Annotated in this window: 7 protein-coding genes and 11 tRNA genes; all 18 read left to right on the top strand. The window is 46.6% G+C overall.

Annotated features, from left to right (window positions below; all coding sequences use genetic code 11):
- Positions 1 to 109 precede the first annotated feature (109 nt).
- The 18 genes from WH45_RS20040 (at position 110) to glmS (ending at position 13,542) form a co-directional block, all read left to right on the top strand.
- Positions 110 to 185 (top strand) — tRNA-Asn (locus WH45_RS20040).
- A 3-nt stretch (positions 186 to 188) separates the two neighbouring features.
- Positions 189 to 261, top strand: a tRNA-Thr gene (locus tag WH45_RS20035).
- Between the two features lie 10 nt (positions 262 to 271).
- A tRNA-Glu gene (locus tag WH45_RS20030) sits at positions 272 to 343 on the top strand.
- Positions 344 to 351: 8 nt separating this feature from the next.
- A tRNA-Val gene (locus WH45_RS20025) sits at positions 352 to 427 on the top strand.
- A 17-nt stretch (positions 428 to 444) separates the two neighbouring features.
- Positions 445 to 519 (top strand) — tRNA-Gln (locus WH45_RS20020).
- A 5-nt stretch (positions 520 to 524) separates the two neighbouring features.
- Positions 525 to 600: transfer RNA gene (locus tag WH45_RS20015), tRNA-Lys, on the top strand.
- Between the two features lie 16 nt (positions 601 to 616).
- Positions 617 to 698, top strand: a tRNA-Leu gene (locus tag WH45_RS20010).
- 10 nt (positions 699 to 708) lie between these two features.
- Positions 709 to 783, top strand: a tRNA-Gly gene (locus tag WH45_RS20005).
- A gap of 4 nt (positions 784 to 787) precedes the next feature.
- A tRNA-Arg gene (locus WH45_RS20000) sits at positions 788 to 864 on the top strand.
- Positions 865 to 881: 17 nt separating this feature from the next.
- A tRNA-Pro gene (locus WH45_RS19995) sits at positions 882 to 955 on the top strand.
- A 5-nt stretch (positions 956 to 960) separates the two neighbouring features.
- A tRNA-Gly gene (locus WH45_RS19990) sits at positions 961 to 1,034 on the top strand.
- 512 nt (positions 1,035 to 1,546) lie between these two features.
- Positions 1,547 to 4,342 carry a phosphoenolpyruvate carboxylase gene (gene ppc / locus WH45_RS19985; protein WP_046216179.1) on the top strand — a complete coding sequence of 932 codons (2,796 nt, stop codon included), beginning with the start codon at positions 1,547 to 1,549 and terminating at the stop codon, positions 4,340 to 4,342.
- A gap of 746 nt (positions 4,343 to 5,088) precedes the next feature.
- Positions 5,089 to 5,658 (top strand): RNA polymerase sigma factor SigW, encoded by a 570-nt coding sequence (gene sigW / locus WH45_RS19975; protein ID WP_046216177.1) that lies wholly within the window; start codon positions 5,089 to 5,091, stop codon positions 5,656 to 5,658.
- A 338-nt stretch (positions 5,659 to 5,996) separates the two neighbouring features.
- The gene (locus tag WH45_RS19970) at positions 5,997 to 6,611 is read left to right on the top strand and encodes a zf-HC2 domain-containing protein (RefSeq protein ID WP_046216176.1); all 615 of its coding nucleotides are present in this window, start codon (positions 5,997 to 5,999) and stop codon (positions 6,609 to 6,611) included.
- Positions 6,612 to 6,991: 380 nt separating this feature from the next.
- Complete coding sequence (gene cdaA, locus WH45_RS19965) at positions 6,992 to 7,837, top strand: diadenylate cyclase CdaA (protein WP_046216175.1); 846 nt, start codon at positions 6,992 to 6,994, stop codon at positions 7,835 to 7,837.
- The gene (locus tag WH45_RS19960; RefSeq protein ID WP_052723883.1) at positions 7,815 to 9,404 is read left to right on the top strand and encodes a CdaR family protein; all 1,590 of its coding nucleotides are present in this window, start codon (positions 7,815 to 7,817) and stop codon (positions 9,402 to 9,404) included. Before cdaA ends, WH45_RS19960 begins: the two co-directional genes overlap by 23 nt.
- Before the next feature lie 177 nt (positions 9,405 to 9,581).
- Complete coding sequence (gene glmM, locus WH45_RS19955; RefSeq protein ID WP_046216174.1) at positions 9,582 to 10,922, top strand: phosphoglucosamine mutase; 1,341 nt, start codon at positions 9,582 to 9,584, stop codon at positions 10,920 to 10,922.
- Between the two features lie 787 nt (positions 10,923 to 11,709).
- Positions 11,710 to 13,542, top strand: coding sequence for a glutamine--fructose-6-phosphate transaminase (isomerizing) (glmS, locus tag WH45_RS19950; RefSeq protein WP_046216173.1), 1,833 nt, complete (start codon positions 11,710 to 11,712; stop codon positions 13,540 to 13,542).
- The last annotated feature ends 77 nt before the right edge of the window (positions 13,543 to 13,619 follow it).

Below are 13,619 nucleotides of genomic sequence, written 5' to 3'. Positions count from 1 at the left end.
ACCGTTAAGCCCTCCAGCGCCGATGGTACTTGGACCGCAGGGTCCTGGGAGAGTAGGACGTTGCCAAGCGAAAACTGTAAGACTTCCGCTCGAAGAGAGCGGGTATTATTCCCTGATAGCTCAGTTGGTAGAGCACTCGACTGTTAATCGAGTTGTCACAGGTTCGAGTCCTGTTCGGGGAGCCACATGCTCTCATAGCTCAGTAGGTAGAGTGCATCCATGGTAAGGATGAGGTCACCGGTTCGAATCCGGTTGAGAGCTTATTAAGTAAGGCCCGTTGGTCAAGGGGTTAAGACACCTCCCTTTCACGGAGGTAACAGGGGTTCGAATCCCCTACGGGTCATATCGTATGGAGACTTAGCTCAGCTGGGAGAGCATCTGCCTTACAAGCAGAGGGTCGGGGGTTCGATCCCCTCAGTCTCCACCATATATATTCTTGATTGTTGGGGATTAGCCAAGCGGTAAGGCAACGGACTTTGACTCCGTCACGCATAGGTTCGAATCCTATATCCCCAGCCATTTGAGAGCCATTAGCTCAGTTGGTAGAGCACCTGACTTTTAATCAGGGTGTCGAAGGTTCGAGTCCTTCATGGCTCACCATTTATTTTATAATTATGCGCGTGTGGCGGAATTGGCAGACGCACTAGACTTAGGATCTAGCGTCTTACGACGTGGGGGTTCAAGTCCCTCCACGCGCATCCTTATTATGCGGACGTGGCTCAGCGGTAGAGCATCGCCTTGCCAAGGCGAGGGTCGCGGGTTCGATTCCCGTCGTCCGCTCCAATATGCGCCCTTAGCTCAGCTGGATAGAGCGTTTGACTACGAATCAAAAGGTCAGGAGTTCGAATCTCTTAGGGCGCGCCATTTTTATTACTGTATATCGGGATGTAGCTCAGCTTGGTAGAGCACCTGGTTTGGGACCAGGGGGTCGCATGTTCAAATCGTGTCATCCCGATTGATGCGGGTGTAGTTCAATGGTAGAACTTCAGCCTTCCAAGCTGATAGCGTGGGTTCGATTCCCATCACCCGCTCCAATATGTAGATAAAGACCGGAAACGGTCTTTTTTTGCTATATACAGGATTTATTAATGACTTTTTCTTTCATAAGGTTTGTATATTCTGCCCATTTTTTATCTTCTTAATATTTGCTTTAATTTTTATTTTCATCTTTCACCTTTTGTCTTTTATCGTTTAATATTTTTTTATCATCTAATACTTAATATTTTCTCTGCTTTAATATCTTGTCTCTTACAAAGTAGCTGAAGTTTAAGATATGCTGCTGTTGAAGCCAGAACATGTACTGTGTAACTTGATGAAGCAAATGTGGATGTACTGTGTGACTTGATACAGCAAATGTGGAAAAAGTATAGTATAATGTTTTTACGCAATAACGCTGTGAAGCATTATGAATGAATGATAGAATCTTTGCATAATTAATCATATTACTCAAATTAATTAAAGTAATCATACTGGCTTTGTTGTATGATGTTAAGAAGATGTGAACCTTTAAATAGAATGAACCACCGGGAACGATAGGAGGAAGAGCATGTCTGAGTTGACAGTCAATGTGAGTAAAAATCATTCTAATAATTTGCTTCGGCGTGATGTACGTTTTTTGGGCAATATCCTGGGAGAGGTACTGGTACACCAGGGTGGCCAGGAGCTGCTGGATATCGTCGAAAAAATTCGTGAGCTGAGCAAATCTTTGCGGGCAGTTTCTTTGCCAGAGGTATTTGAGGAATTCAAAACATTAATTCAGCACTTGGATTCTGACAACAGACACCAAGTTATACGTGCTTTTGCTGTATATTTTCAACTCGTTAATATCGCAGAGCAAAATCATCGTATTCGCCGGAAACGGGATTACGAACGTTCAGCCGGTGAAAATGTACAATCCGGAACCATGGAGAATGCCGTTCAGGAATTGAAAAACAATAACTTTACTGCTGAAGAAGTAGAAGCGATCTTTGCAGACCTTTCACTGGAACTGGTGATGACTGCCCATCCGACAGAAGCAATGCGCCGCGCTATTCTGGATATTCATAAGCGTATCTCAGAAGATGTAAAGCTGCTGGATAATCCAACGCTGACTTTGCGTGAACGGGAGCAGCTGCGTGAAAAACTGCTGAACGAGGTAATTACTCTCTGGCAGACCGATGAACTTCGTGATCGCAAGCCAACTGTGCTCGATGAAGTGCGTAACGGAATGTATTATTTTCATGAGACGCTGTTCGATGTACTGCCTGAGCTGTATCAGGAGCTGGAGCGTTCACTGTCCAAGCATTATCCTGATCATGACTGGCATGTACCGGGCTTCCTGCGCTTTGGTTCCTGGATTGGTGGAGACCGTGATGGTAATCCATCCGTTACTGCGGATGTAACCTGGAAAACCCTGCAGATGCAGCGTAAGCTGGCTATCCGCGAATACCAACGTATCCTGCGCGAGATGATGCAATCACTGAGCTTTAGCACGACGATTATTGACGTGTCTGAAGATCTGTTATCTTCCATTCAAAAGGACCGTCTGCATGTAACGATCGACAAGATCTACAGCTGGAATAATGAAAATGAGCCTTATCGGATCAAGATCGCCTATATGCTGCGCAAGCTGAGCAATATCGGTGATGACTCCAAGCAGGGCACTACAGAACGTTACAACGATGTCTCTGAACTGCTCGAAGACCTGAGGGTGATCGATAAGAGTCTGCGTCATCATTATGCGGATTATGTAGCGGATACATATGTAAAAAAAATGATCCGCCAAGTAGAGCTATTCGGATTCCATACGGCTACACTGGATGTGCGTCAGCATAGCCAGGAACATGAGAATTCGCTCAAAGAAATCCTTGCCAGTATGGAGATTGTGGAGGACTACTCCAAACTGCAGGAAGAAGAGAAAATTGAGCTGCTCGGCAAGCTGTTAAGCGATCCGAGACCAATCACTTCTCCTTATTTCAAATACAGTGAGACTACGGAAGAATGTCTGGCTGTCTATCGTACAATTCATAAGGCACAGCAGGAATTTGGAACCAACTGTATATCCAGCTATCTGATCAGTATGACGCAGGGAGCAAGTGATATCCTGGAAGTGATGGTATTCGCCAAAGAGATGGGTCTCTTCCGCCAATTGGCAGATGGCAGTGTGCAGTGTACATTGCAGGCGGTTCCGTTATTTGAAACGATCGACGATCTGCATGAAGCGCCAAAAATTATGCGTCAGGTACTTGATTTGCCAGCTTACCGCAAAGCGGTAGCCGCAATGAATGATCTGCATGAGATTATGCTCGGTTATTCGGACAGCAACAAGGACGGGGGCGTCGTTACAGCCAACTGGGAACTTCGTCTGGCTTTGAACGATATTACGGCGATGGGACAGGAATACGGCATCAAGCTGAAATTCTTCCATGGTCGCGGAGGTGCACTCGGTCGTGGTGGTATGTCACTGGACCGCAGTATTCTCGCCCAGCCGCCTCATACGATCGGTGGAGGCATCAAAATCACTGAACAGGGAGAAGTATTATCTTCCCGTTACTCGCTGCAGGGGATTGCTTACCGCAGTCTGGAGCAGGCTATCTCCGCGCTGATTCGCTCAGCCACCATTGCCAAAATAGGGCAGCCTGCAGGCGAAGACAATCAGGAGTGGGATGAGATCATTCGCGGTATCTCGGAAGTGTCTCTGGATAAGTACCAGGAACTGATTTTCCGTGATCCGGACTTTATGAGTTTCTTCAAACAGTCGACACCGCTGCCGGAGGTAGGGGAGCTCAATATTGGTTCCCGTCCTTCCAAACGTAAGAACAGCGACAGATTCGAAGATCTACGGGCAATTCCATGGGTGTTTGCCTGGACACAGAGTCGTTATCTGCTGCCGGCATGGTATGCTGCCGGAACAGGACTGCAGCATTTCTACCAGGATCAACCTGAGAATATGGCTGTACTGCAGAAAATGTACAAAGAGTTCCCATTCTTTACTACACTGATCGACACTCTGCAGATGGCGATTGCCAAAGCAGATCTGACGATTGCCCGTGAGTATGCAGGCATGTGTCAGGATGATCAGTCCCGTACACGTATTTTCGGAATGATCGAGTCTGAATTCAACCTGACTCGTGATCTGGTACTGCAAATTACAGGGCAGCAGGATATTCTCGATAATGTACCTGTTATCCAGGAATCGGTTCGTCTGCGTAATCCGTATGTCGATCCGCTCAGTTATTTGCAGGTCCAGCTGCTCAGTGAGCTGCGTCAGATTCGTGAAGAAGGTTCAGACGATCCGGAACTGTTGCGCGAAGTGCTGCTGACGATCAATGGTATTGCGGCGGGATTGAGAAATACGGGCTGATGCGGGAGAGACATCTTACCTTGGTCAGCTGATTCGGCTGGTTTAACCAAACAAGCTGAAATGAAATACGCTGGCTGGGGAGAAAGACTTTTGCTGCAAGGTAGGCAGTTCGCTCAGATGTAAAATAACTTCATCAGAGGTCCAACCACTTCAGATGAATATTTGTATATTTAAACTGAGGTATATAACAAATAGGGTGCAATAAACTGGTGTGTAATAAACAGATGTATAATAGTCAACGATGCAAATAGACTGAAGTATGCAGTAACCCAGGTGTTCAATAAACCCGTTATGCAATAAACAATAAAAGGCAGACATTGTGCAATCATAATGTCTGCCTTTTATTATTGGGTATCCATCATAACAAGCAACAAGCATCCTGGAGATAAAAAGATGAAATATGAGCAAAAGAGTTGTCCGGAAAAGAGATGCAAAGAAGTGAGAAGCAACAAGAAGAGAAGAGAAGAGAAGACATGAAGAGACATGAGAAGAAATTAAAAAAACAAAAGAATGCAGATGAGAAGAAGCCCGGTTTTACAGCTGAATGGGGATCGGATTATATAAATCATCGGTATTTATGTCCATTTGACTGTAAAAATACCTCTATTTTCTGATAAATCAAAGAAGTTTGAAAGAAACGGATGATTAAGATTGCAATTTAAGGTATCATCCATTACGATTTTAATTGGATTGTAAAATGGCTTTACCGAACAATATACATACCGGGAACTGAGTCTGGGGGAGTGATGGTGGATAATCTGGATACGAGATTAGTCAAATTGGCGCTAAAAGGTGATCAGCGCGCATTTGCCGAAATCGTTGATTTATACAAAGATAAGATATTTCATTTGGGTTACCGTATGCTGAGCAATCGTCATGAAGCGGAAGATGTGGTACAGGAGACGTTTTTGCGGGTCTATAAAAGTCTGGATCGTTATGATCCGAAGCAAAAATTCTCCACCTGGATCTACCGGATTGCTACGAATCTGTGTATCGACCGGCTGCGTAAGCGCAAACCGAGCTTCTCACTCGATGCAGAGTTGAATGATCAGGACAATACAGACGGTTACGCATTGATTCCGGGTGATGAACGTACGCCGGAAAGTGAATACCTGCTTACAGAGACACAGCAGCTGATTCACCAGGCGATTGATTCCCTGCCGGATAAATACAAAACGGTCATGATTCTGCGTTATTTGCAGGAACTGTCCCTGCAGGAAATTAGCGATGTCATGGATATGCCGGTAACGACGATCAAAACCCGTGTTCACCGCGGACGGGAATTTCTGCGCAAAAAGCTGGAATCAAAGCTGTAATAGGCATACCGTATTTTATTTGGGGTCCGGGTACTGGCGGAGGCCGGTATTTCGGGCTGTTCACATGCATAAATACAGTAGTAAGTTGGATATGCTGTACGTATGGTATGTTTTGTTCCTGCAGCAAGAGATATAGCAAAATAATTGGAACGAGCGGTTTTTTGCTTCGACGGGATGCATCATTTTTTTGGACATTGCTACAAAAATCAAAAAAAAGCTTCGGGTTTATGAAACGGTTTGAAACCTGCAGCGTATTTAACAGAGTATTCGCAGTTCCAGACATAGTCCGGCTGTGATATGATGCTGGAATAATTATATAAAAGAAAGGAATGGCTCATATGGATTGCAAACTGGCCGTCTCATTTATACATGAGTACCTGGACGGCGACTTACCTGATGAACAGGCGAATGAGCTCAAGCAGCATATGGCTGAATGCTCAGAGTGCCGTGCAGTTTTTAAAGAATTGGAGCAGACTGAACTGCTTATGTTTGCCGTCAATCACCGCAAGCCGCCAGTATCTGATGAGCTCACCGATCGAATTATGCAGGCTCTTCCCAAGAAGAAGCAGCCGCATGCCTGGACGACCTGGTTAAAGAGACATCCGGCGTTAACGGCAGCAGCCGCATTTTTCGTGATTCTGCTCGGTACACTTCCATTCTGGAATGAAGGTCCTGAAATGATCGTCAAAGGACAGAATCTGGATCAGGTTGTGATTGAAGGAAATACGGTGATCGTACCGGAAGGCAAGACTATTGCCGGTAATTTAACTATAGAAAAAGGGCAAGCCAGGATATATGGTGATGTCGAAGGCAATGTAACTGTCATCGACGGCAGCATATTTCAAGCAAGTACAGCCCATATCTCGGGACAGGTTCAGACTGTAGATCAAGCGGTAGGCTGGCTTTGGTACAAAATTTCAACTGCATTCTCAGAAGTCGCCTCTACTAATTAAATGACTTTTCGTAAGGCGCCTCTTATTTAGATGGCGTCTTTTTTGCATGTTCACGGATAAAACGTGTAAAATAAAGCAGAGAACGCCAGATAGACTGGATTGCACAAGAAGCCGTTTGCTGCTGCCAAATGAAAAGTTATAGGGATTTTATGAAAAAGGTAGTAAATTTAACGGCAGGTTAGGGTAATATTATATATTATACTGCTAATAAGCACGGTAACGGGGTTATGATTAAAGGTGCGAGTAGTTCTGGCCGACAGTGCAATATAATATATAAAGTACGCTAACAGCCTGAACCGGGCCTGCACGGAGGAAAATACGCAGGCGGCGGATATACCAGGTTAAAGGTCCACCAGATAGAACATAACGGGGGTTGCAGTATGGAGTATTTTGCGGACTTGACTTGGAAAGATTCCATTAAAGATATAATCGATATATTAATCGTAACGTACATCATTTATCAGCTGATTCTTCTGGTACGGGGTACCCGGGCGGTGCAGCTGTTAAAGGGTATTCTCGTGCTCGTCGTCATCTGGGCGCTTAGTACCTGGTTTGATCTGTATACGCTAAAATGGTTGATGAACCAGGCATTTACCTTTGGTGTGCTGGCTGTATTTATCATTTTCCAGCCGGAACTGCGCAGAGGTCTGGAGCAGCTCGGACGCGGCAAAATCTTTGGACGTACGATAGCGGAAGATGAAGAGATCACCCGAATGATCAATGAGGTGATCAAGTCTGTCAATTATCTGTCCAGGCGGAAAATCGGTGCATTGATCGTATTTGAACGGACGACCGGATTGAACGAATACACGGAATCGGGTATCAAAATGCAGTCGGTTGTCAGTTCGGAGCTGCTTATTAATATTTTTATACCCAATACGCCACTGCATGATGGCGCCGTCATTATACAGGGTCAGCAGATTTCAGCGGCAGCCTGTTATCTGCCGCTGTCCGAGAATCCTTTTATCAGCAAAGAACTGGGCACACGTCACCGGGCAGCGATCGGTATCAGTGAAGTCGGTGATGCGCTGTCGCTGATTGTATCCGAGGAAACCGGGCAGGTCTCTCTTGCAATGAATGGACAGGTTATTCGTGATATTAACGAAGAATCTCTTATCTCCAAACTGCATGAAGCACTTAAACCCAATGTAACGACAAAGGAGAAAAAGAGCCTGTTCTGGAAGCGAAAGGGGGATAACAAGGATGATGGACAAATGGATCAGTAATAACACGGTAGCTAAAGTACTGGCACTGGTAGTAAGCATACTGCTGTGGATTATGGTCCATATGGATAACAATACCCTTCCCATGCAATCTTCAGCTTCCCAGGTAGGCACCAGTGTAATTAATGATGTACAGGTACAGCCTTATGGATTTGACGAGGATAAATATGTATTAAAATCGATCGAGCCTTCGACAGTCAGTATCGAAGTAAGGGGAACACGCCCGGATCTGCTGCCTTCGGATAGCTACAAGGCCAAAGTGGATCTGAGCCAGATCAAAGGGCCGGGTACGGTTAGCCTGCCGCTGATCACGGATACGCCTGCGAGTGTGCAGTATGTATCCTCTACGCCTAGTGTGGTAAAAGTAACGATTGAAGAGAAAACATCCAATGCCTTTGTGCCGGAGATTGTAGCGCAAGGAGAGCCTGCACAGGGCTATCAGAAGGGCAATCCGGTCGTTACTGATGGAACAGACAAGGTAAGTGTTACACTGCCGCAGAGCCGCCTGGAAGACGTACAGAAGGTACAGGGTGTGATCAGTATAGCTGGCGCAACCGATACGGTATCGAAAACTGTCGCATTGACGGTCTATGACAAGTCCGGCAATGTTATGAAGGATGCAATCATCTCACCGGCCTCCGTAAAAGTCGAAGTACCGATCGGAGCGGCCACAAGAACACTGCCGCTCAATCTCAGTTATACCGGACAGCTGCCAAACAGCCTGGTACTGGCTGGTACAGAGGTCAGCGCAGATGAGATTACGGTATATGGTTCGGAATCCGCACTGGCTGCGCTGGGCGATTCGATTACCGCATCTGTCGATCTGAGCTCCATTGAGCAGGCAGGGACCGTCACACTGACAGCCAAGCTGGATCTTCCCGCAGGGACAGAACGAGTCTCGCCTTCTTCCGTACAGGTGAAGATTACGACAGAGGAATTCTCCGAGCGGGTGATCCAGAATGTGCCGATAGGTCTGGTAGGAACAGGTTCCAATGTAGAAGCCGTAATCACCAAGCCACAAAGCAAACAGGTCAGCTTGAATATCAAAGGTTCTCCGGAAGCACTACAGGCCGTGAAGCTGGAAGATATCAAGGCAACCGCTAATATCAGCGGACGTGGTCCGGGTACCTATACGATTCCGGTTCAGATTGTACTGCCGGAGACGGTTAGTCTGACTGATCCGGGGATCAAGCTGAACGCAACAGTTACGATTACCGAGAAGGCGGGCAGTACCGGATCAGACAGCGGGACCGAGACGGATAATGGACAAAGTAACGGCTCCAGTGCTGCAGAAGAAGGAGAGGCTCAATCTGGTACGGGTAATCCTGTACCGGATAGCTCCAACCCGGAGCAGCCAGGAAGCAGTACCGGCACAGGCAGCGAACAGCAGCCGGAAACGCCTTCAGCAGAGGGAACTCAGCCGGAAAGCAGTGCACCGCCCTTGTCCAGCACGGAGCCGGCACAACCGGTCGCTCCTGAGGAGGGTACCCAGCAGAAGCAGGGTTCTGTCAACCAGAATGGGGAAACTACAACAAGTGCCAAAGCAGTTTTCACCACAACCTATCACTAAATTATTCAGATATGAACAGAATCGCTATTGACAGCAAGGTAGGGAAGACGTATAAAGAAGTGGTTGTCTGATGCAGTCTGGCCGGCGACGGGATAATAGAGTCGCTGCTGCCAGGCTGCTTTTAGACGGTTCAAACAACAATGAAATTTACTATTAATATCATAAGGGAGCACAACTATGGGTAAATATTTCGGAACAGACGGTGTACGTGGGGTAGCGAATAAAGAATTAACAGCAGAGATGGCTTATCAAATCGGCCGCTGTGGGGGTTATGTACTGACACATGGTGCAGACAAGCCGACTGTAGTCATCGGAATGGATACCCGTATATCCGGCCTGATGCTGGAATCTGCGCTGATCGCAGGTATGCTGTCCATTGGCGCGCACATTATTCGTCTCGGTGTCGTGAGCACACCTGCGGTAGCTTACATTACCCGTTTACTTAAAGCGGATGCCGGTGTAATGATCTCCGCTTCACACAACCCGGTACAGGATAACGGTATCAAATTTTTTGGCGGCGACGGATTCAAACTATCCGATGAAACGGAACTGCAGATCGAAGCACTGATGGATGCTGCAGAAGACAAGCTGCCACGTCCGGTAGGCGCAGAACTGGGAACGATTGTTAATGATGATACATCCAAATACAAATACCTGGAACATCTGAAATCTACGATTACCCATTCTTTTGAAGGTGTGAAAATTGTAATGGACTGTGCGAACGGTGCTGCTTATGAGCTGGCTCCTGCTTTCTTCAAAGAACTGGGTGCGGAAGTAATCGCTATCGGTGCAGAACCAAACGGTCTTAACATTAATGACCACTGCGGCTCCACCCATCCGGAGAAGCTGAAAGAGGAAGTTCTGCGTCATGGTGCGCAGATCGGTCTGGCTTTTGACGGAGATGCCGATCGTCTGATCGCTATTGATGAAAAAGGGGAAGAAGTCGATGGCGATTACATCCTCTGTATCTGCGGAGATGCAATGAATCGCGCGGGCAAGCTGAAAGATAGCACAATCGTATCTACGGTAATGAGCAATATCGGATTCTACAAAGCGACTGAAGCCCTGTCGCTGCGCACTGCACAGACAGCTGTCGGTGACCGTTATGTTATGGAAGAAATGAGACGTGGTGGTTATACGCTTGGTGGCGAGCAGTCCGGTCATGTTATTTTCCTCGATTACATTACAACTGGTGATGGTATCCTGACCGCTGTACAGCTGGTCGATACGCTCGTAGGCTCCGGCAAATCGCTTAGCGAACTGAAGTCCATGATGAACAAGTATCCACAGGTACTCGTCAACGTACGTGTAGAGAGCAAAGCGCGCTATGAAGGCAATACGGCGATCGCAGCTGCGGTAAAAGCAGTCGAAGATCAGCTGGGCAGTAACGGCCGCGTACTGGTGCGTCCATCCGGTACGGAATCCCTGATCCGTGTAATGGCGGAAGGCCCCGATAAAGAAGAGCTGGAGCAGTATGTTGCCCAGATCGCAGACGTGGTGAAAAAAGAACTCGTTTAATAAAGTGAATAAGGCCAGCAAAATGATCAAGCAGAAAGCTGTCCGGAAGACAGCAGTCTTTCCGGCTAGCATATAGCAAGGTAAAGACAACGAACAGAGCTACAAGGTTCGTTGTCTTTTTTATATCAAAGTTAGTACAGGAAGACGGTCAAAGGGGCTACTACGGTTCTGTGTCTCTGCTGGATAAATAACAAAGCGCTATAAATGGATATAAATGTAAATCGATCAGATGTTTCCGGTTAATCTGCTGCTGATTGTGTTAAATGATTCATGTGAATAGTGGATACATGCATATAATGTCACATCAACAGTGCTTATTTTGCTCATGATAACGATGTCACATTTTTATCATTGCCTTATCCCTCAAACATGAATATAATGAAAAAGTTGCTATTTGTAATATAACTGTAACATTACAACAGCAGCATGACTTCAGACAGAAAGTGAGGATCGTGATGTTAATAAGCAGGACCAAGCGCCAGAGCTCGAAGAGACGGAGAAAGTAAAAATCGAGCTGACGAGGTGAAGGTGTTCGAAACATTCGGCGGGGACCTTCCGGTGACGCATCAGACCGCAAATTGGAATCCAAATGCAGAGAGTGATCTCTGCCACAAAGATCCATTCGATGCCAGCTAAATCATTATAAGAATGTACATGTGACATGAATAGAAATACAGAATTATCAAATGTGCATTCGCTATGAATCTATAATTGCATAATCCTGATTTCTATTCCTCATGTACTACCTAACGTCAACGGACGTATTATCGAACGGAGGAATATAAACATGTGTGGTATTGTTGGATATATTGGAGATAAAAATACGCAGGAAATTTTGGTGGACGGGCTTCGCAAACTGGAATATCGCGGGTACGATTCCGCAGGTATCTCCGTATTTACAGACAGTGGTCTGCAGGTTGTTAAGGCACAGGGCCGTATGGCTAACCTAGAAGCAAGACTGGAGCAGCATCCACTGATCGGCAGAGCGGGTATCGGACACACACGCTGGGCGACTCACGGTAAACCATCGGATGTTAACTCCCATCCACACACAGACGAGAAGCAAAAATTCTCTGTTGTACACAACGGCATTATCGAGAACTATCTGGAACTGAAAGATGAACTGATCCGTTCCGGTATTCATTTTGTATCCGAGACCGATACCGAGGTTATTGCACACCTGGTTGCTCGTGAATACGAAGGCGATATCGTCAAAGCTGTTCAAAAAGCAGTTACTTACATGCGCGGTGCATTTGCACTTGGCGTTCTGACAGAGCATGAGCCGGACAAACTGGTAGCTGTTCGCCAGGCAAGCCCGCTCGTTATCGGCGTAGGTGAAGGCGAGAACTTTATCGGTTCCGATATCCCGGCGATTCTGAAATATACACGTAATGTCTACATTCTGAATGATGGTGAAATGGCTGTTCTGACCAAGGATGCTGTTGAGCTGATGACGATTGAAGGCAACTTTATTTCCCGAGAAATGATCCATGTGGATTGGGATGCAGTTACTGCAGAAAAAGGCGGTTTTGACCATTTCATGCTGAAAGAAATTCACGAGCAGCCAAAAGCTTATCGTGATACGATGCTGGGTCGTGTAAATGATGATGGCAAAGGCGTTCATTTCAGCGATCTGAAACTGACACCTGAGCAAATCCGCAATATCCGCAATGTACAAATCATTGCTTGTGGTACAGCTTACCATGCAGGTCTGGTAGGACGTAATATTATCGAGAAGCTGGCTCATATTCCGGTAGAAACGGATGTAGCTTCCGAATACCGTTACCGTTCCCCAATCATCAACAAAGATACACTCGTGATCGTTGTCAGCCAGTCCGGTGAAACGGCAGATACACTGGCAGCACTGCGTGAAGCACAGGCCAATGGTGCTCATGTTATTGCTATCACCAACGTGGTAGGCAGCTCGATCGCCCGTGATGCTGATGATGTGATCGCTACACTGGCAGGACCGGAAATTGCCGTAGCATCTACTAAAGCATACACTTCCCAGCTGATCGCGTTCTATCTGTTCGGTCTGTACATGGCTGAGATCCGCGGCACACAGACAACTGAAGAGATTACACGTACACTGGCAGCGATGGATTCCCTGCCGGAGCAGGTAGAGAAAGTACTGGAAATGGCACCGGAAATCAAGACCTATGCCGAGCATATCGCTCAGCACAAACACCTCTTCTTTATCGGACGCGGTGTGGATTATGCAGTGGTACAGGAAGGCTCTCTGAAACTGAAAGAGATCTCCTACATCCACTCCGAAGCATATGCAGCAGGCGAACTGAAACACGGTACTCTGGCTCTGATTGAAGAAGGCATCCCGGTTATCGCTCTGGCGACTCAGGAAGATGTACTCGAGAAAACCGTCAGCAATATCAAGGAAGTCAAAGCTCGCGGCGGCGAAGTGATGGTTGTATCTTATGAAGAGAACCGCGAGGATCTGCTGAAATCGGTAGATACCGTGATGACCATCCCAAGAACACTGCCAATCCTGAGCCCGGCTCTGTCGGTCGTTGTGCTGCAGCTGCTGGCTTACTACGCTTCTCTGGCGCTGGAACATGATGTGGACAAACCACGTAATCTGGCGAAGAGCGTAACCGTTGAGTAGTATTCATTGAATTGCTTGAATAACATCACTTATGGGATGATCTCATTCATTCCTGTATAAAATAATATACAGAAAAT

Origin of the sequence: Paenibacillus wulumuqiensis, from assembly GCF_000971965.1 — a bacterium.
Lineage (GTDB): Bacteria > Bacillota > Bacilli > Paenibacillales > Paenibacillaceae > Saccharibacillus > Saccharibacillus wulumuqiensis.
Note: the sequence above shows the minus strand (reverse complement) of the source record. Positions and strands in the feature narration are given on the sequence as shown.

Bases quoted from the DNA above. Each gene is read 5' to 3' on its own strand.
- ppc (WP_046216179.1), top strand. From the start codon at position 1,547: ATGTCTGAGTTGACAGTCAATGTGAGTAAAAATCATTCTAATAATTTG.
- sigW (WP_046216177.1), top strand. From the start codon at position 5,089: ATGGTGGATAATCTGGATACGAGATTAGTCAAATTGGCGCTAAAAGGT.
- WH45_RS19970 (WP_046216176.1), top strand. From the start codon at position 5,997: ATGGATTGCAAACTGGCCGTCTCATTTATACATGAGTACCTGGACGGC.
- cdaA (WP_046216175.1), top strand. From the start codon at position 6,992: ATGGAGTATTTTGCGGACTTGACTTGGAAAGATTCCATTAAAGATATA.
- WH45_RS19960 (WP_052723883.1), top strand. From the start codon at position 7,815: ATGATGGACAAATGGATCAGTAATAACACGGTAGCTAAAGTACTGGCA.
- glmM (WP_046216174.1), top strand. From the start codon at position 9,582: ATGGGTAAATATTTCGGAACAGACGGTGTACGTGGGGTAGCGAATAAA.
- glmS (WP_046216173.1), top strand. From the start codon at position 11,710: ATGTGTGGTATTGTTGGATATATTGGAGATAAAAATACGCAGGAAATT.